The following is a 19,299-nucleotide window of genomic DNA, read 5'->3' on the forward strand; positions in this document are numbered from 1 at the left end:
AAAAGGAGTTTCACATGGCAATTCCCGTTTACCTCTGGCTGACAGATGACGGCGGCGCAAACATCAAAGGTTCGGTGGATGTGCAGAAGCGCGAAGGCAGCATCGAAGTCGTTGCCCAGGACCACAGCCTGTATATCCCCACCGACAACAACACCGGCAAGTTGACCGGTACGCGGGTACACACCCCGTTTCTGTTCTCCAAGGAAATCGACGCGTCCAGCCCTTACCTTTACAAGGCCGTGACCACCGGCCAAACCCTCAAAAGTGCTGAGTTCAAGTGGTACCGCATCGACGACGCCGGGCAGGAAGTCGAGTACTTCATCACCAAGCTGGAAAACGTCAAGGTGGTGAAAGTCGCACCGAAAATGCACGACGTCAAAGACCCAGGCAAAGAGAAGCACAACCACCTCGAACAGATTGAGTTGCGCTACGAGAAGGTCACCTGGACCTACAAGGACGGCAACATCATCCACTCCGATTCCTGGAATGAACGTCAGAGCGCCTGATGCGTGCGGAGCAGCAGGTGGGTTCTTGCCTGCTGCTCCCGGTGTGCTGGGCTGAGCGTCCGTTCGCGGGCGTTCAGCCAAACACATCGAATTGCAACTCCTCGGCCGGTTTTATCGATGACACACCCAGATCCCCGAACAAGGATGTAACCGTATGGCAGCCCATTCCACCCGCTTGCTTCGCCGTCTCAACCCTTACTGCGCCCAGGCATTGAGTGCAGCGGCGTCGCTGTGCCAGAACCGTGCGCACGCGCACATCACCATTGAGCACTGGCTGCTCAAGTTGCTGGGGCAGGGAGACGGTGATCTGACCGTGATCGCGCGTCGTTACGAGTGGGATATGGAAACGCTGTGGTACGGGCTGCTGGAGCATATCGATGGTCTGCCACGTAGCGTACAGAGCAAGCCGCAGCTGTCGGAACCGTTGCAGCAACTGATCAAGAACGCCTGGTTGCGGGCCTCGCTGGAAGGCAACAACGACAGCCTGCGCTCTGTCCACCTGCTGAGTGCGTTGATGGAAACCCCCAGCTTGCTGGTGTGTGAAGCCGCATGGCCCTTGCTCAGCCTCAGTGAGGCTCAATTGCAGCGGTTGACGGTGCTACTGGAGCAGACCTCCGAGGAGCGCGCCGACCTGCAGGGGGCAGGATCGTTGAACGATCCTGCAACGTCGTCGGTTGAGCCGTCCATGCTCCCTGCCAATGCCGTGAAAAAGGATGATGCGTTGCAGGCGGTGCTGGACAGATTCACTCAGGACCTTACCGCAAAGGCAGTGGACGGGAAGATCGACCCGGTGTTTGGTCGTGATGACGAAATCCGCCAGGTCATCGATATCCTCAGCCGTCGGCGCAAGAATAACCCGCTCCTGGTGGGCGAGCCTGGCGTTGGCAAAACGGCACTGGTCGAAGGCCTGGCGTTGAGCATCGCCCACGGCACGGTGCCGGACAGTCTCAAAGCGGTCAGCGTACGCACCCTTGACCTGGGATTATTGCAAGCTGGCGCAGGCGTCAAAGGCGAGTTCGAACAACGGCTGAAAACCGTGATCGACGCCGTGCAGCAATCCGAGCAACCGATACTGTTGTTCATTGACGAAGCTCACACACTGATCGGCGCCGGCAACCAGGCTGGCGGCGCCGACGCGGCCAACCTGCTCAAGCCCGCCTTGGCCCGTGGCGAGTTGCGCACTGTCGCTGCGACCACCTGGAGCGAGTACAAGCAGTATTTCGAGCGCGACGCGGCCTTGGAGCGGCGCTTCCAGATGGTCAAGGTCGATGAACCGGATGATGCCAGTGCCAGCCTGATGTTGCGCGGCCTCAAAGGGCGCTACGCCACCCATCACGGCGTGCACATTCAGGATGCGGCCGTGCAGGCTGCGGTCAGCCTGTCGCGGCGCTACCTCACCGGGCGCCAGCTGCCGGACAAAGCCGTCGACCTGCTGGACACCGCCAGCGCCCGGGTGCGCATGAGCCTGGACTGCGAACCGCAGGTATTGATTCGCTTGAGTGCCCGGCAAGTAGCGCTGGAACTGGAGCGCCAAGCCCTCGAGCAGGATCAGCAGCTTGGCGGCAACGGTGCTGATGAGCGCCTGGCAGTGATTGCCGCGCAACATGCCGAGCTGCAACGCCAGTACATCAATCTGGAGCAGCAATACCAGCAAGAGCTTGACCTGGCCCTGCAACTGATTGATGCGCGTCAGGCGCAGCCGCCGCAGCGCGAACGCTGCGCACAGTTGAAACGGCAGTTAAGCGATGTCCAGGGCAACCAGCCGCTGCTGTCGCTGGATGTCGACGCGCGTAGCGTGGCGCAAGTTATTGCCGATTGGACCGGGGTGCCACTGGGCAGTTTGCTCAAGAATGAACAGGCCAATCTGCTGTTGTTGGAGCAGCAACTGGGCGAGCGTGTCATCGGGCAGGCCCCGGCCCTGAGCGCCATGGCCCAGCGCCTGCGCGCGGCTAAAACCGGCCTCACCGATGACAAGGCGCCGCTGGGCGTGTTCCTGCTGGTCGGTACCAGCGGCGTGGGCAAGACCGAAACCGCCCTGGCCCTGGCCGACAGCCTGTTCGGCGGCGAAAAATCACTGATCACGCTCAACTTATCCGAGTACCAGGAAGCCCACTCCGTCAGCCAGCTAAAAGGCTCACCGCCCGGCTATGTCGGTTACGGCCAGGGCGGTGTGCTCACCGAAGCCGTGCGCCAACGGCCCTACAGCGTTGTGCTGCTCGACGAGGTGGAAAAGGCCCATCGCGACGTACTGAATGTGTTCTACCAAATCTTTGATCGCGGCTTCATGCGCGATGGCGAAGGACGCGAAATCGACTTTCGCAACACCGTCATTCTCATGACCTCCAACCTTGGCAGCGACCTGCTGCAAACCTGTGCGCAGGAACAACCGGATGCACCGGACAGCGTGCTGCATCAACGGCTGCGCCCGATCTTGCGCGAGCACTTCCAGCCCGCATTGCTGGCACGCTTTCAAACCCTCATCTATCGCCCGCTGCAAGCCGACGCACTCAAGCGCATCGTGGCGATCAAGCTGGCCCAGGTCGCCACGCGCCTGCAACGCCATTACGGACTGGAGTGCCGGATTGACGACGCCCTGAACGATGCGTTGGTTGCCGCCTGCCTCTTGCCCGATTCAGGCGCGCGCAATATCGACAGCCTGCTCAACGAGCAAATTCTGCCGGTTATCAGCCAGCAACTGCTGGAGCGTCGGGCGGCGCAGCAGCGCACCCATGGAGTGAGGCTCGGCTACAGCGACGACGACGGTATCAGCCTGCACTTCACCGATGTTCAAGACACGGCGCAGCCCGTCGCTCTGGAGGTATGAGCATGTCCAGTGGATTGCGACACTTCTTTGATCACAGTCGGCATACGCTGAAGGTACGCAACGTCGAGGCCCGGCTCGATGTGCTGGCTTTTGAAGGCCAGGAACACCTGAGTCAGCCCTTCACCTATCGCGTCGAGTTCACCAGCACCGAACGTGACCTGGCCGCAGCAAGCCTGCTCGGCCAGGACGCCAGATTCAGCCTGCACGCCCCGCCGCTAAAACCGCCGCCTTTAGGCTTCAGCGCACCGGAGGTCAAACCGCTGCGCACCCTGCATGGCGTGGTCACCGGCTTCAAGCGCCAGTCCGGCTCCAATGACCAGGCCTCCTATGAGATCACCTTGCAGCCGCGCCTGGCCCTGCTCGGTCGCGGCCGGCAGTTCCGTATCTACCAGCACCAATCAGTGCCGGAAATTGTCGAGAGCATCCTGCGCGGTCGCCACGGACTGGAAGGCCAGGACTTCCTGTTCAGCCTCAAGCGTGAATACCCCAGGCGCGAACAGGTCATGCAATACGGCGAAAGCGACCTGGCCTTTATCGCCCGCCTGCTGGCCGAGGTCGGCATCTGGTACCGCTTCACCAGCGACGAACGCCTGGGTATCGATGTGATCGAGTTCTGCGACGATCAACGCCTCTACCAATTCGGCGTCAAGCTGCCCCTTCGGCCGCAATCCGGGCTGGGCAGCAGCGGGCAGGATGCGGTGTGGCAACTGCAATCGCAGCACCAGGTAGTCGAGCAGCAGGTGCATTTCCGGGCTTACCACCATCGCGATGCCAGCGCCCACCTGAGCGGGGAAATCGACCAGAGCCGGGGCGCCACAACGACCTACGGCGAGGCTTACCACTACGCCGAACCCTATACCGCCCTCGGCGATCGGCTGGATCAGGACGAAGACCTTCAGAGTGAAAGCGGCTACTTCTACGCGCGCCTGCGCCACGAACGTTATCTGAACGGGCAGACCCAACTCAGTGGCGTGAGCAGCAGCGCCACCCTGGCACCGGGCCAGGTGCTCAAGGTCTCCGGCGGCGCGCCGCAGGCCTTTACACCAGGGGCAGTGATCACCGGCCTGATCACCACCGCCGCCCGTGACAGCAGCTTCATCGCCTCCTTTGAAGCCATCCCCTATTCAGAAACCGTGTGCTTTCGCCCCGAACTGAAAGCCAAACCCCAAATCGCCGGCACCGTTCCGGCCCGCGTTACCAGCCCGCAGGCCAACGACCCCTACGCGAATATCGACCTCGAAGGGCGCTACCGGGTGAACTTCCTGTTCGATCGCGACAGCTGGAAGGCCGGCGAAGAAAGCGTCTGGCTACGCCTGGCCCGGCCTTACGCTGGCGATACCCACGGCCTGCATCTACCACTGATTGCCGGCACCGAAGTGGCCATCGCCTTCGAACAGGGCGACCCGGACCGTCCCTACATCGCCCATGCCATGCACGACAGCCGGCATGTGGACCACGTGACCCTGCGCAACGAAAAGCGCAACGTACTGCGCACCCCGGCCAACAACAAACTGCGCATGGACGACACCCGCGGGCAGGAGCACATCAAGCTCAGCACAGAGCACAGTGGTAAGAGCCAACTCAACCTTGGGCATTTGGTGGATGCTGAGCGCCAGCCGCGCGGCGAGGGTGCGGAATTGCGCACCGATGGGCATGCCGCGATCCGTGGCGGCAAAGGCCTGTTTATCAGTGCCGATGCCCAGCGCCGCGCGCAGGGGCCGATGCTGGAGATGACCGCCGCCGTGGGCCGGTTGCAGCAGGCCGGCGAGCAGTTGCAGGCCCTCTCCGTGGATGCCGAAGCCAGCAAGGCCGATCCGGCGGACGTGCAGGCGCAACTCAACCTGCTGCAGAAAGACCTGGAGCAACTCCAATCGGCGGTACTGCTGCTCAGCGCCCCACAGGGCATTGCATTGACCAGCGGCCACCATCTGCAACTGGCCGCTGAGCACCACCTGATGCTCAACGCCGGCGGGCAAGCCGATATCAGCGTGGTCAAGCGCCTGTTCATGGGCGTGGGGCAGGGGCTGAGCGTATTTGTGCGCAAGCTGGGCATCAAGCTGATCGCCAACCAGGGTGCGGTAAGCATTCAGGCCCAGAACGACAAGCTGGAGTTGATGGCACGCCGTGGGCTGGAGATCAGCAGCACAGAGGACGAGATCCGCATTACCGCCAAGAAGAAAATCATCTTCAACGCCGGCGGCAGCTACATCACCTTGGATCCGTTCAGCATCGAATCGGGTACCGAAGGGGATTATATCGTCAAGTCGGCGAGCTACGAGTACGTGGTAGGGGCTGCCAAACAAGTAGCGCAGATGCCACAACTTCCCCCGGTGACTGAGTATGACGCTGACTCTTTGAGTTCGACGGTATTCTCGGGATGACTTCTTTTCGTGACCAGGAGGGGCGCACCATGGCTGATGGTGTTTTCAAACGGCTTACCAATACATTTAGCCCAAGTGACTCGCAAACGAGGAGCTCGCAGAAGCCTTTCTATCCGACGCCTGATGGAAAACCTATCCTGTTGTCTCCGGTCACTGCCGCGTTGCGACCTGAGGCAATCAAAAATTGGAGTCACCCGCTCAAGGATAAAAGCAATCCGCTACAACAACTCACGCAGTTGGCGAATGCGGTGGCGGGTTCATATCCACTGGGAGTGGGCGGGCTGTGGCATGGTGGTGTGCATTTTGACAGCGGTACTTCGGAGAATTTAGATAAGACTGGCGTGCACTGTATCGCTGATGGTGAGGTAGTGGCCTACCATATTGATAAGAATTCAGCAAAAACAGCTTATGTTGTCAATAAACTGCATGTGATGAAGCCTTACTCCCGCAACTTTGTGTTAGTTCGTCACCGTTTGGAGCCGCCGAAGATTGAGGGGGAAACGGAGTCTCCTCCCAGTCTATTTTTCTACAGTTTGTACATGCACCTGCAAGACGGGGCAACCTACGAAGGTGATTTAACCATTGCTCGGCCCGCTTTTTGGCCGGAGAGTAAAGTTTGTTTCGTTCCGGAGACCGCAAAAGATGTAAGTGCCGGGACTCCCAAACAGTACGGACTGAATGTTCGTCATCGGGCGCACCAAGGTAAAGTACTCGATCTTCTGCCGAGAGGGGCACAGGTAACGGTCAGCGGCGAAGGTGATTTCCGCAAACTGGAAAACTCCACGGGGCCAAGTTACCTGCAGAACAAGGATGGCTCGTTGCTTGGGTACGTTGATTTCGACCGTCTGGAGCCGGTCGAAGGGGGAGAGTATCGCCTCAAAAATGATTTGAACGTTCATGTCGACCCGACGGTTCAAAGTAAAACCATTGGCCAAAAGCTGCCGACCGGAACCCAAGTCAAGGTCAGTGGTGAGGGCAAATTTCGAAAGTTGGAGCACATCACTCAATACGTCTATATCAAGTCGCTACAAAGTCTGCGTGTCCCCCAGTATGACGGCTTACATGTGCTAAGTGAGCCGCTGCCCATCAAGGCTGGAGAGATGATCGGCCACATCGGGTGGTACCAGGACTATGCCGCCGACAGGCCGGAACAGAAGCTGCACCTTGAGGTGTTCAGTGAAGATGATGTGGAAAAATTCATCGAAGGCTGCCGCAACTGGGCGTTGAATTTGCCCACCACGGGTAGGACTTGGCTGAAGCTTGCCAAGGGTACTGCCGTTGTGGCCCATCAAGACCATTTCAATGCCAAACAACTACCTACCTTCAGTACGGCTGATACGGTAAGCGGTACCGATTTGTTGGTTCCCAAAAGCTTGCTTGATAGTTTGCCTGCCGCAGAGAAAATCACGGTGCCTGCAATGGAGGGGCACAAGGCTTACAACTGGTATCGCCTTAATCAGCTTCTCAACGATGCTGACAACAAGCTATTGAACGGCTGGGTGCGCGAGGAAGTCGGCATTACTCCATGGGTCAGTCCCTGGGAGTGGCAAGGCTATGCTGTCATCACGGACTATACCTCTGCTCCTGCATTTATGGCGGCGTTCCTTCGATCGCTTAAGCGCTTTACTGATGAGCAACTCCAGCGCTACGGCCCGTTAGCCGATGCCGGGGACGCGGGGCCGATGAAGGAGCGGCTGTACGACATTATTGATCGTGATAGCAATAAGAAAATGACCGCCGAGGAAATACAAACGGCAATTCGAATACCTGCACATGCTCAGTCGATCTCGCAGTTAATCATTTGTTGCGAAAGCGAGTGGTATTACAAACCACAGAAGTGGGATGGGTTGGATGAGATGCTTGGTCATGGTGGTTCGACTCCTCATATTAATTGGTTGGCGGAGAAGGAACGGATTAAACAGCTAAGTTGGTGGGGGGAAGTGGCGGATAAGGTTGGTTTGCCAGCAGATGGGAAGGTGTATCACTTACATGCTATCGGCTTGGTGGGGAATTTTTATGCAGCAGTAAAACGGGGGCGGCTGACCGTGCGACGTGGGCAAGTTACATTTGATGCTGAAGGTAATGATTTGGTTGATAGTTTATATTTTAGTCGGAAGTTGCATTGGCCTGCCGGTAAGTCAGGGGTTACACTCGGACGTGGTTATGATATGCGGCATCGAACTAGGTCTCAAGTTTATGCACAGCTAATTGAGGCTGGTTTTGATAGTGCGGCTGCGGAAAACTTTTCTTCAGGCGCGACACTTTCTGGGCCAAGTGCTCAAGCTTTTGTAAAGCAGAATCGTGATGTTTTTGGGGCGATTTCTCACCAGGAACAAATAGTTTTGTTTGAGGAGGTTTTGTACCCTGCATACGAGGCTGCGGCCGTACGCAGATACGAATCAGTGGCAGGCCAAAATTCGCCGAAATGGAATGAATTGAATGAAAGGATTAGAGACGTTGCAGTGGATTTTACATATCATCAAGGAAGTATATGGTCTAGGCAGTTGCCTTATATTTCAGGAAATGATCCGGAGTCGCTGGCACGTTATATTGAGGAGACTCCAGAGTTGGTGCAGTACGAAAAGGGGCGACAAAGAGCTCGTTATCTAAGGGGAGGTAAATAGAAGTGAAAAATGGATGGTCTTTTTTGTTTACCTGCGCTCTCGTTGTCTTCTTTACTTCGGCCAAAGCGTTGGGCGGGGGTGGTCCAAAAGCTGATCTCGACATTACTTGGACTGGGAATTATTCTAAAGATAGCAGTTTTTGCACTTATGTTGGGTCGGAAGAAAGTTGCTCGAGTAGCTTTCGAGATACCTTAAAGGTCAGGAAAAATTCGTCTGGTTATTTTGTTGAGCTTTATAGTATTCAAGCGGGTCAGCATGTTTGTTCTTTTGCTTTTCAGATGGCTGTTAAAGGTGGTGCGTTAGAGTATGATTCGAAGCTTGGTGTGGTGTTTATAGAAAAAAAATACAACCTATTGAAAGTGTCTTCGGGTGGCGTTGATCCGACCGCTCTTGGGTTGGGAGTATGTGGGGCCCATGCGGATATTGATGGTTTGGAATTTCCAATTTCCAGCCGGGTTACGGGCCATTGAATTAGTGCAAATAAATGGTTCTATTGATTTGGTTAATGCGCTTAAGTGTGTCTGGCTTTCTCATTAATAACGTATTTTTTTTACAATGTTCTGGTCTGGCCCAATATGGGCAATGCCGGGAGATATTTGTGATGGCTGGCTCGCATTGTTTCAGGGTCAGGTAGGCGGAGAAGGTAGTTTTGCGCTATGTCCAAGTTATGTTGATGGGGTGTTGGCTGGAGTTCAATACTGCTTTGGTCGAGAGAGAAAATATAGAGATTGTCTTTCCTGAGGCGGATTTTGCTTTTGATGCTTTCAAGTCGAACCACTTTGTTCGCTATCAAATTGACTACAAGGTAGTTAAGTTTTGCATCGACTATTATATGTATGGTCTTTATAGAAAATACGATGGTGAAGGTGTTGGGAGGGGGCGAAAAGTTCAGAGGTATTGGTTTTTAATATATCTAAAAATTCGGCTGTTCAAGTATCGTGTGGAGAAGTATAAGTAGACGACCTTGAGGGGATGGTTGCTTACTTGGAGTGGGGTGTTGACGGTGCTTCGGGATGTATGTAGGCAAGTAGTTCAGTATTTAAATGTGAAGTGTATAAATTTTTGGGATAGGTGTTGGTCGGGGGTTTATTGAGTCTAAAATTTGCGTGCTAAGTTGCTCGTTTATTGGTTCTTTTAAGAAGGTGTATTGCATGAAAGGCATCATCCGCGTAGGTGACAAAACAACCGGCGAAGGCGAAGTCCTCTCCGGTTCCACCACCATGAAGTTCGGCGGTATCGGCGTCGCCCGCGAAGGCGACCCGGTGGACTGCCCAATCCCAGGCCATGGCCGCACCGAAATCTCCGAGGGCCACCCGGTCTTCCGTGACAACGGTATCCCGATTGCCTTTGAAGGGCACGCCTGTGCGTGTGGTTGTACGTTGATTTCATCGCTGTCTGTTGCAGGTGCCAGCTAGCCATGCCGGTCAGGATGGGCCAGGTGCCCGCCGTGGCGATTCGGCCGGCCCGTCCTCGCGTGTGGCGGTGGCTGGGTCTGCTGGTGCTCTTCCTGTTGTTGGGGGCAGGGGGGGCGATGCTGTTCAGTACGGCGCCGGTGAGCCAGCAGCCGCTTATGTTCTGGGGATGGGCCTTGGGCGTCCCGTTTCTGGGCTGGTGTGTGCTGAGCTTTGCGAGGGTGCTGCTGTATCTCGGAAAGCAACATGCGGCGGATGGCTGGGATGAGGCCCGTGAGTACGATTTGCTGCAGAGAGTCCGTCAAGGGCGACGTGCTCTGGATGTGTTGAGCGTAAGTCTGCGTACCGCCTTGCGCAAACCGGACGAAAGCCCCGCAGCACAGCTGGATGCGCTGCTCGGGGGTGTCAAAGCCCTAAAGGCGCAACCCGCTCGGCGGGACAGCGTAACGCTACGTCATAGTCGTTTGGCTGGTGATGTAAATGAAGATCCTGAGCCGGCGTTGCTGCGCACGCTGGGGCAGTTGTTTACCGAACTGGTTCCATCATTGAAGCAGTTACCTGATGAAACGCCGTTGGCGGTGTTGCTGGAGGTCGAGAGCGGCTTGCTGGATCGTGCATGGGGCCGTGTGTGGCAACGAGCATGGCGTGATTCGGGTATCCGCCAGAAGTTCGTCGTCTTGGAGGGGTCTGGTTTACACGCTGTGGACCAGTGGCTCGATGAGCGTAGCGACGATCAGGCGCTGCTGCTGGTGATTGCAGTGCACTTCGCACCGAAGCAGCCCGAGGCAACAGGGGAGGTGGTTGTGGGGTTGCTGCTTGGCAATCGTTTGATGCAAACGACTTTGCCTCCCGTGGCTGTTCTGCATCGCCCGGAACTTGAACAGCAACCATCGACTGAAGCGTTGCACTACGCCGTGACGCAAGCCTTGAACTGGGGGCCGGTGGATGCGACGTCGGTGCGGCATGTCTGGCGGGCAGGAATAGAGGCTCAACGTCACGCGGCGATCAACACGGTGCTGGGTGCGGTGCCCATGTCGGTGACGCGTGACCAAGGAATTCAGGATTTGGACACATGGCTGGGCTACTCAGGCAAAGCCGCACCGTGGCTGGCCATCGCCGCTGCAACACACACCATGCAAGGCGGCGCTGGGCCGCAGTTTATTTTCAGCGGGGGCGGCTGCGCGGATGCAGGGCTCTGGAGCACAGCGATGACGCCTGTGCTGTCGCTTTCGAAATAGGGATCTCGAATGCAGTTTCGACGCTTTGTAGGCTTCTGGGTTCTGGCTGGCATGCTGTTGTTGGCCGGCATGTCGCTGGGGGTGATGGTATGGCGCTACCCGGACTGGTTGGGTATCCAGCCAAGCAGCGAACGCCAGATCTTTTGGCTGCTGGCGATCGCTGCGACCACGGCGATCGTGGTGCTGTTTCTGCTGGGTTACCATTTGCTGGGCCGCGAACTGGGGCGTTCGGCCTATCGTAAGGAAGAAGCAAAGGATTTCCCCCAAGTGGCCCGTCCTAAACCTCACGTTGCTCAGGCTGCGCAAAGTGCCGTTCCCAATGGTGCTTATCTTCGAGAACGCTATGGTGTCTTCTGGCGGCGCAAAGTCCGACTCTTGTTGGTGGTCGGTGAACCGTCCCAAATTGAAGCCATCGCTCCGAACCTGACCAAGAAATGTTGGCTGGAAGGCCAAAACACCGTGCTGCTGTGGGCCGGCAGCGTTCAGGGGGATCCCCAAGACGCGTCGCTTTTACAGTGGCGTGGCCTGTGTCGCAGGCGTGCGCTCGATGGGGTGGTCTGGGCAGTGAGCAAAGACCAATGCACCGATGCTGCCGCCATGAGCACCGGTGTTCGTCGCCTGCAAAACCTGGCCAGTGCTTTACGTTGGCAACTGCCGTTGCACCTATGGCAGGTCGGCGACAGTGCATGGTCTCAGGACGGTCGCGATAGCCAACCCGTGGGTTGTCTGCTGCCATCACGACTCACTTCCCCGGGTTTGGAAAACAGCCTGGATAGTTTGCTCGACCCTTTGCGCCGCGCGGGCCTGGCGCAAATGCACGATGCCATGACTCATGACTTCCTCCTGCGGCTGTCCCGCGATTTACAGGCCGAGGGCATTGCCCGTTGGCGCCAGATACTGACGCCGCTATTGGGCGAGTTTTCCCGCGGTGTACCGTTACGCGGCCTGTGGTTCAGTCTGCCGCTGCCGCCTGTTGAGAGCACGCTTGAACACTTCTGGCCGGTGAATACGGCCTGGCAAGGCGTTCTCAACGATAAAGCTGCCAGTGGCCGCCGACTGGGCTGGGGCGCACACCGAACCGCCTATGCGCTGGCCTTGGGATTGGCCGTGCTGTGGGGGGCTGGACTGCTGCTGTCTTTCGTCAGCAACCGCGCGCAAATCGCCCAGATACACACCTCGCTTGCTGCCCTGCAATACGCCTTGCACGGTGACGAGCAACTCCAGGCCCTCAACGAACTGGTCCGCGAACTGGCACGCCTGGACGATCGCGTCCAGGGCGGCGCTCCGTGGTATCAACGCTTCGGCTTGAGCCAAAATCAGGCACTGCTCGAAACGTTGTGGCCACGTTATGTCGAGGCCAACAACCGCTTGATCCGCGACCCGGCCGCCGCCACGCTGCGCCAGCAGCTCAACGCGCTGGTCAAGCTGGCGCCGGACAGCCCCGAGCGTGCCGAACGTGCCCAAGAGGCCTACGCCCAGCTCAAGGCTTACCTGATGATGGCGCGTCCGGAAAAAGCCGATGCCGGTCTCCTGGTCAAGACCCTGAGTGACGTTGAGCCGTCGCGCGCAGGTATATCTCCCGGGCTTTGGCAAATCCTGGCGCCCAACCTGTGGCAGTTCTACGGCGAACACCTGAGCGCAAACCCCGCCTGGCGCATCGAGACCGATCCCAGGCTGGTGGCACAGGTCCGCCAGGTGCTGCTCGGCCAGTTGGGCCGACGCAATGCCGAGGCCAGCCTGTACCAACAACTGCTCGACGACGCCGCCAATCACTACGCCGATCTGGGCCTCCACCAATTGGTGGGCGACACCGATGCCCTGGCCCTGTTCTCCACCGATGCCAGCGTGCCGGGCGTCTTCACCCGCCAGGCCTGGGAGGGTCAGGTGCGTCAGGCCATCGACGCGATCGCCGCGGCCCGCCGCGAGGAAATCGACTGGGTGCTCAGCGACAAGCCCAGCGACATCGACACCCGCTTGAGCCCGGACCAGCTCCGCGAGCGGCTCACCGAACGCTATTTCCAGGACTACGCCAGTGCCTGGCTGGAACTGCTCAACAGCCTGCGCTGGCAGCAGGCCGGCAGCCTCGCCGACGTGATTGACCAACTGACGCTGATGAGTGATGTGCGCCAATCCCCACTGATTGCGTTGATGAACACGGTGGCCTATCACGCTCAGGCGGGCACCCGCACCGAAGCGTTGGCCGACTCGCTTGTGAAGTCCGCGCAACAGCTGATCGGGCAGGACAACGCGCCATTGATCGACCAACTGGCCCACCTGCCCGGCAGCCCCTTGGACGCCACTTTTGGTCCCTTGCTGGCGCTGCTGGGCAAAGGCCCGGAGGGCAAGAGCGGCGCCGATGGCCTCAGTCTCCAATCTTTCCTCACCCGCGTGACGCGGGTGCGCTTGAAGTTGCAGCAAATCAGCACGGCGCCCGATCCGCTGGAGATGACCCAGGCACTGGCGCAAACCGTGTTTCAAGGCCGCAGCATCGACCTGACCGACACTCAGGCTTACGGCAGCCTGATGGCCGCCAGCCTGGGGGCAGAGTGGGGCGGGGCGGCGCAAACGTTGTTCGTGCAACCCCTGGAACACGCGTGGCAACGCGTTTTGCAACCGTCGGCGGCGGGCATCAACAGCCAGTGGCAACGCTCGATCGTCAGCCATTGGGATGATGCTTTCGCCAGCCGCTACCCGTTCACCGCCACTGCCAGCGATGCGTCCTTGCCGATGCTGGGCCAGATGATCCGCGCAGACTCCGGCCGCATCGAGCAGTTTTTGCAGCGGCAACTGAGTGGCGTGTTGCGCAAGGAGGGCAGCCGCTGGGTGGCAGACCCGCGCCACAGCCAAGGGCTGCGCTTCAACCCGCAATTTCTGACTGCCATTAACCAGCTCAGTGATTTGGCCGACGTGCTCTACACCGATGGTGGTATGGGGCTGAGTTTTGAACTGCAGGGCAAACCCGTACGCGATGTGGTGCAAACCACCTTCATCCTCAACGGCGACAAGCACCAGTACTTCAATCAGAAGGAGAGCTGGCAGCGCTTCAACTGGCCGGGGCGTAGTGACTATCCCGGCGTCAGCCTGAGCTGGACCAGCGTGCTGGCCGGCGAACGGTTATTCGGCGATTACCCCGGCACTTGGGGCCTGATTCGCTTGCTGGAGAAAGCCCGGGTCACGCCGTTGGACGATGCTGACAGTCGCTACCGCATGGTACTCAAGGCGCCCGATGGCCTGAACCTGATCTGGCACCTGCGCACTGAGTTGGATGCGGGGCCGCTGGCGCTGCTCAAATTAAGGGGGTTCAAGTTGCCTCAGCAGATATTTCTCAGTGAGAACGCCGCCCAAACGCCTTATGCGCAGAACGGGAGTTTCCCATGAGCCTGCGCACCTTGATCGCCCGCTGCCTCGGCGAGCGCGACGCATTGTCCGTCGCCCGCGAGCAAACCGCCCATTGGCAAGCCTGGCTGCATCCCATCAGCACCGACTTCCCCGTCGGCGAAGACCCCGGCTACGACGATGACTTCCAGCGCATGCGCGAAGAGGTCAACAAACTTTCGGGCGCCGATGCCGAGCAGGTGGCCCAACTGGCGCACAAGCTGTTGATCCACAACTGCAAGGACCTGCGTGTCGCCACCTATTACCTGTGGGCACGCTTGCACAAGGACGGTGAAGTCGGCCTGGCCGATGGCCTGAGCCTGCTGGCCGCGCTGGTGGAACGCTTTGCCGACGCAGTGCTGCCCCTCCGCCCCAACAGTCGCAAGATGGCCCTGGAATGGTTGGCCGGGGGCAAGGTGCTGGACACGCTGTCGCTGTACCCGGAAGTGGTCAAGGCCGAGGCCGAGCGCACTGCCGCAGCACTCGCCTGGCTGGAGCGCGGGCTGGGTGCGTGGCCGCAGGAGCAGCGCCCAAATCTGGAACCCCTGTATGCCGCCCTGTCCGCGAGATTGGCGCAGTCCGGTGGCATGGACGCCTTGGTGCCGCAGAATATTGCCAGCCATGAATCGACTGCACAGGCGCCAGCGGCGCAGGTCAAGTCCGGGCGCGATCTATTGGACAGTGGCCGGGCCTTGGCGGAATACCTGCGTGATCAGCCTTTGGGCTGGCTGGCGGCCCACCGCCTGATGAAAAGCTTGCGTTGGGACACCGTGCATCAAGCTCCACCTCAAGACGCGCACAACAACACGCGCCTGACGCCACCGCGCAGCGACTATCGGGCACAGCTCAAACGTTTGTACCTGCAACAGAATTGGTCGGAGTTGATCGAGCAGGTCGAGCGGATCTATGCCGAGGGTGTGAACCATTTCTGGCTGGACTTGCAGTGGTACCTGTATCAGGCGCTGAGCAAACAACCCGCGCCGCAGGATCGCTGGGCCGATATCGCCAAGCGTGACCTGGGCATGTTCCTTGAGCGCCTGCCGGGCCTGGAGGTGCTGTGTTGGAGCGACGGTAGCGCCTTCGCCGATGAGACCACCCGCGAGTGGATTGCCCAGCACGTCAGCGGCAACCAACCCCGGCAATGGTTACCCGTACCTTCAATGGCGCCGTCGACCGGCGATACCGACATCCTGTCCCTGGAGGACGAGGCAGTCGCCCAGGCCGACAGCGACGGCGTGGACCAGGCGCTGGCCTGGCTGGCCGCACGCCCCGGTATCCATACCGGGCGCCAACGCTGGCTGCTGCGCCTGCTGATGGCGCGCGTGGCCGAGCAGTATGCCAAAAGCGATCTGGCCATCCACCTGTTGGCAGAGCTGGACGCCACTGCACAACGCCAGGCCCTGGCCGAGTGGGAGCCCGAGCTGAACTTCGAGGTCAAGGCGCGCCTGCTCAAGCTGTTGCGGGTCAAAGCCCAGCGCAATGACGCCGACAAACCCACCCTGGCGCGGCGCATGGAAGCGCTGCTGTCGGCATTGGTGGCCATCGATCCGGTACGCGCCGCAGTGCTCTGTGGCTAACCCTCTTACATCAGGATTCTTTCTGTGAGCATGGACAATCTGACACTGCGCTACTTCGATGCCGAAATGCGCTACCTGCGCGAGGCCGGCAAGGAGTTCGCGGACGCGTTTCCGGATCGAGCCGCGCAGCTCAACCTGGACAAACCTGGGGCGCAGGATCCCTATGTGGAGCGCCTGTTCGAGGGCTTTGCCTTCCTGATGGGGCGCCTGCGGGAAAAACTCGACGATGACCTGCCGGAGCTGACCGAAGGCTTGGTCAGTCTGCTGTGGCCGCATTACCTGCGCACCATTCCGTCGCTGTCGGTGGTTGAACTGATGCCCGACCTTGCGCAGATGAAGCGCAGCGAGTTGATCGCCCAGGGTTTTGAGGTGCTGTCGCAACCCATCGGGCCGCAACGCACCCGCTGCCGTTACACCACCACCCAGGACGTGACCCTGCGGCCGTTGGCGCTGGAGTCGGTGGGGCGCGGTCATGAAATGGATGGTCGCTCAGTGCTGCGCCTGCGCTTTGCCTGCGGTGCGTTGACGGATTGGAGCCTGATCGACCTCAGCTGTTTACCTCTGTACCTGAATGCCGATGCGCCGTTGGCCAGTGCCTTGCATCAAGCGCTGACCCTGAATGTGCAAGCGATGTATGTACGCAGGCCCGGCCAGACCGAACGCCAGCCACTGACCGGGCATTTCGCGCCCAAGGGCTTTGCCGATGAGGACCGGCTGTGGCCCAAGGGTGACAGTGCCTTCAGCGGTTATCAGTTGCTGCTGGAGTATTTCAGCTTCCGTGAAAAATTCATGTTCGTCACTTTGTGTGGCTTGGAGCAGTTGCAGATCAAGCCCTGTACCGCCTGGTTCGAACTGGAAGTGGTGTTGCGTGAACCCTGGCCGGCCAACTTCGACTTGAGCTGCGAGCACATCCGTTTGCACGCCGTTCCCGTAATCAATTTGTTCTCGCTGGAGTCCGACCCGCTGACCCTGGCGCCCTTGCAAACCGACTACCTGTTGCGCCCCATGCGTTTGCAGGACGGCCATACCGAAATTTATTCGGTGGACCGGGTCACCGCGTCGAAGAACGTCGAACGTCAGGACTACGTGCCCTTCACCAGCTTTCGCCACAAGGGCGGCATGCTGCGTGACGAGGCGCCGGAACGCTACTTCCACACGCGCCTGAAGCGCGCAGCGAATGGTTTGCATGACACCTGGCTGATCCTGGGCGGCGAAGGCTTCGACAAGGACCGCCTGCATGAGTGTGAAAACCTGTCGTTACGCTTGACCGGCACCCACGGCCAGTTGCCGCGCAAGGCGCTGCAAAGCACCTTGCTCGATACGCTGGTGCAGTCCACCCAGTTCGGTTTGCGCGTGCGCAACCTGTGTGCGCCGACCTTGCCGTGTTACCCACCGAACCGCGATCGTTTTCACTGGCGAGTACTCAGTCACCTGGGTTCGAATTTCCTCTCGATGCTCGACAACGCCGAGGTGCTGCGCGGCACCTTGGCGCTGTACGACTGGACCGGCAGCGAGCTGAATCGCCGGCGTCTGGCAGCGATTGTCGAGGTGCGTCATCACCTGGTGCAGCGCTTCGAGAAAGGCTTTGTGCTGCGCGGAGTGGATATCGAAATCACCCTGGATGCCAATGGCTTCCCGGGGGAGGGCGACATCAGCCTGTTCGGCGAAATGCTCAATCGCTTCTTCGCCTTGTATGCCGACATTCATTTGTACACCCAGCTCACGCTGATCCTGCAACCTACTGGAAAGTGCCTGCGATGGAACGAGAACCACAGTCAGCGTATTCCCGGCTGAAAGCTGGCGGTCTGCTCGACGCCCTGCAGGGCCGAGTGGCCGAGGCCAACCTGTACCGCTTTTGCCAGTTGCTGGAACAGGCTTTGCCCGATCACCCGCCCTTGGGCAGTACCGCGCACCCGGCCGATGACGCCGTGCGCTTTCGGCCCGATCCGGGCATGGGCTTTCCGACCAGTGAACTGAAGGCGATTGAAACCGATGACGCTCACCCGCAGCGCCCGGCCACGGTACGCACGCGTCTGCTCGGGTTGTACGGGGTCGACTCGCCGATGCCGACGGCATTTCTGGATGACATCGCGCAGCGCCGGGAAGGGCATGAAGCGTTGGAAGCCTTCCTGGATATTTTCAACCACCGGATCTTCACCCAGTTCTACCGGGTCTGGCGCAAATATTCCTACCCGGCGACGTTCGAAGCGGGCGGCACCGATGCCACCTCGCAATGCCTGTTGGGCCTGATCGGCCTGGGGATTCGCGGTACGGCGCAGCAGATCGCTACGCCGGTCTCGCGTTTTCTGGCACTGCTCAGTGTGATGCGCCTGCCCACGCGCAATGCCGAAGGCATCACCGCGTTGGTCAAGTTGCTGGCGCCCAACACCCAGGCGCAGGTCACTGCGCGTTGGCCGCAAAAAATTGCGTTGGAGCAACCTGCCGCGCTGTGTGCCGCGCGCCCGGTGCGCTTGTCCCAGGGCACGCCGCTGGGCAGCGCCGGGTTTGATGCCAACAGTCAACTGCGCTTGAGGCTGCATACAGACGATCCGCAGGAGGCCGAGGGCTGGTTGCCCGGTGCGCAGTTGCACAATGATTTGCTGGTGCTGCTGCGCGTGTACCTGGGGTGGCGCTGCACGGCCACCTTGCAGTTGTCACTGCCGGTGCACAGCCTGCCGGTACCGGTGCTGGGGCACGCGCCCATCCGGCTCGGTATGACCGGCGTGCTGGGCCTGGGCGGCGCTGCCTGGCAGGCGGCAGAGCACGACACGCTCACGATCAACCTGGGCCGCTACAGAGGCCTTTCGATTAATCCCCACAACAGGGAAACACAGCATGTTGCGTATCGTTTTTAGTCTGGTGATGTTTGCGGCGCTCGGCGGGTGTGGCCTGGTCCAGACCGTCGCGGATGGTACGGCCTCCACCGCCAGGGCGATCTTTTACAAGCAGGTCAAAACCCTGCACCTGGATTTCAGTGCGCGCACCGCACTGAACACCGATGCCACGGACAGTCGCGCCTTGTCGGTGCCGACGCTGGTGCGGGTATACCAACTGCGCGACACCAAAGCGGCGGAGCAGGCGACCTACGACGGTTTGCTCGGCGATGACGATCAACTGTTGGCGAGCGCATTGCTCGACAAACGCTCGGTGGTGGTGAAACCCGAGGAAGGCGCCCAGTTGAACGTGCCAATGGACAAGGACGCGCAGTTCGTCACGGTGGTGGCGTTGTTCCGCAGCCCCGATACCCAATCGAACACCTGGCGCCTCACGTTGACCCGCGATGACCTGGACCCGGACCGGGCGCGGGTCATCGAGTTGGGGGATAACCGCTTGACCCTGCGGCCCTTGGCCAAGGACTGAAC

12 protein-coding genes are annotated in these 19,299 nt (G+C 59.5%); all 12 read left to right on the forward strand.

The features are described from left to right. Positions 1 to 14: 14 nt before the first annotated feature. The 12 genes from PSH59_RS07425 to tssJ all read left to right on the forward strand — a co-directional run bounded on the left by PSH59_RS07425 (position 15) and on the right by tssJ (position 19,297). Positions 15 to 506, forward strand: a complete 492-nt coding sequence (locus PSH59_RS07425) for an Hcp family type VI secretion system effector (RefSeq protein ID WP_248076766.1) — start codon at positions 15 to 17, stop codon at positions 504 to 506. 154 nt (positions 507 to 660) lie between these two features. Further along, positions 661 to 3,330, forward strand: coding sequence for a type VI secretion system ATPase TssH (tssH, locus tag PSH59_RS07430; protein WP_305394694.1), 2,670 nt, complete (start codon positions 661 to 663; stop codon positions 3,328 to 3,330). Between the two features lie 2 nt (positions 3,331 to 3,332). Beyond that, entirely contained in the window at positions 3,333 to 5,711 is a 2,379-nt protein-coding gene (locus PSH59_RS07435) for a type VI secretion system Vgr family protein (protein WP_305394695.1), read from the forward strand. Positions 5,712 to 5,740: 29 nt separating this feature from the next. Next, positions 5,741 to 8,335, forward strand: coding sequence for a hypothetical protein (locus tag PSH59_RS07440; RefSeq protein WP_305394696.1), 2,595 nt, complete (start codon positions 5,741 to 5,743; stop codon positions 8,333 to 8,335). Between the two features lie 2 nt (positions 8,336 to 8,337). Further along, a complete protein-coding gene (locus PSH59_RS07445; protein WP_305394697.1) occupies positions 8,338 to 8,805 on the forward strand; it encodes a hypothetical protein in 468 nt (155 codons plus the stop codon). Between the two features lie 681 nt (positions 8,806 to 9,486). Beyond that, on the forward strand, positions 9,487 to 9,750 hold the full coding sequence (locus PSH59_RS07450; protein WP_305394698.1) for a PAAR domain-containing protein: 264 nt from the start codon (positions 9,487 to 9,489) through the stop codon (positions 9,748 to 9,750). Positions 9,751 to 9,866: 116 nt separating this feature from the next. Beyond that, complete coding sequence (locus tag PSH59_RS07455; protein ID WP_305394699.1) at positions 9,867 to 10,985, forward strand: hypothetical protein; 1,119 nt, start codon at positions 9,867 to 9,869, stop codon at positions 10,983 to 10,985. A gap of 9 nt (positions 10,986 to 10,994) precedes the next feature. Then, the gene (locus PSH59_RS07460) at positions 10,995 to 14,363 is read left to right on the forward strand and encodes an ImcF-related family protein (RefSeq protein WP_305394700.1); all 3,369 of its coding nucleotides are present in this window, start codon (positions 10,995 to 10,997) and stop codon (positions 14,361 to 14,363) included. Further along, positions 14,360 to 15,937 carry a type VI secretion system protein TssA gene (gene tssA, locus PSH59_RS07465; protein ID WP_305394701.1) on the forward strand — a complete coding sequence of 526 codons (1,578 nt, stop codon included), beginning with the start codon at positions 14,360 to 14,362 and terminating at the stop codon, positions 15,935 to 15,937. The genes PSH59_RS07460 and tssA overlap by 4 nt, the downstream gene beginning before the upstream one ends. Positions 15,938 to 15,961: 24 nt before the next feature. After that, positions 15,962 to 17,731 carry a type VI secretion system baseplate subunit TssF gene (gene tssF / locus PSH59_RS07470; protein ID WP_305394702.1) on the forward strand — a complete coding sequence of 590 codons (1,770 nt, stop codon included), beginning with the start codon at positions 15,962 to 15,964 and terminating at the stop codon, positions 17,729 to 17,731. Continuing rightward, positions 17,695 to 18,792, forward strand: a complete 1,098-nt coding sequence (gene tssG, locus PSH59_RS07475) for a type VI secretion system baseplate subunit TssG (protein WP_305394703.1) — start codon at positions 17,695 to 17,697, stop codon at positions 18,790 to 18,792. The genes tssF and tssG overlap by 37 nt, the downstream gene beginning before the upstream one ends. Beyond that, positions 18,773 to 19,297, forward strand: coding sequence for a type VI secretion system lipoprotein TssJ (gene tssJ / locus PSH59_RS07480; RefSeq protein ID WP_305394704.1), 525 nt, complete (start codon positions 18,773 to 18,775; stop codon positions 19,295 to 19,297). The genes tssG and tssJ overlap by 20 nt, the downstream gene beginning before the upstream one ends. The last annotated feature ends 2 nt before the right edge of the window (positions 19,298 to 19,299 follow it).

Source organism: Pseudomonas sp. FP2309 (assembly GCF_030687575.1).
Lineage (GTDB): Bacteria > Pseudomonadota > Gammaproteobacteria > Pseudomonadales > Pseudomonadaceae > Aquipseudomonas.

Excerpts from the sequence above, each read along its gene's own strand:
- PSH59_RS07425 (WP_248076766.1), top strand. The coding sequence starts at position 15 with ATGGCAATTCCCGTTTACCTCTGGCTGACAGATGACGGCGGCGCAAAC.
- tssH (WP_305394694.1), top strand. The coding sequence starts at position 661 with ATGGCAGCCCATTCCACCCGCTTGCTTCGCCGTCTCAACCCTTACTGC.
- PSH59_RS07435 (WP_305394695.1), top strand. The coding sequence starts at position 3,333 with ATGTCCAGTGGATTGCGACACTTCTTTGATCACAGTCGGCATACGCTG.
- PSH59_RS07440 (WP_305394696.1), top strand. The coding sequence starts at position 5,741 with ATGGCTGATGGTGTTTTCAAACGGCTTACCAATACATTTAGCCCAAGT.
- PSH59_RS07450 (WP_305394698.1), top strand. The coding sequence starts at position 9,487 with ATGAAAGGCATCATCCGCGTAGGTGACAAAACAACCGGCGAAGGCGAA.
- PSH59_RS07455 (WP_305394699.1), top strand. The coding sequence starts at position 9,867 with ATGCTGTTCAGTACGGCGCCGGTGAGCCAGCAGCCGCTTATGTTCTGG.
- PSH59_RS07460 (WP_305394700.1), top strand. The coding sequence starts at position 10,995 with ATGCAGTTTCGACGCTTTGTAGGCTTCTGGGTTCTGGCTGGCATGCTG.
- tssA (WP_305394701.1), top strand. The coding sequence starts at position 14,360 with ATGAGCCTGCGCACCTTGATCGCCCGCTGCCTCGGCGAGCGCGACGCA.
- tssG (WP_305394703.1), top strand. The coding sequence starts at position 17,695 with ATGGAACGAGAACCACAGTCAGCGTATTCCCGGCTGAAAGCTGGCGGT.
- tssJ (WP_305394704.1), top strand. The coding sequence starts at position 18,773 with ATGTTGCGTATCGTTTTTAGTCTGGTGATGTTTGCGGCGCTCGGCGGG.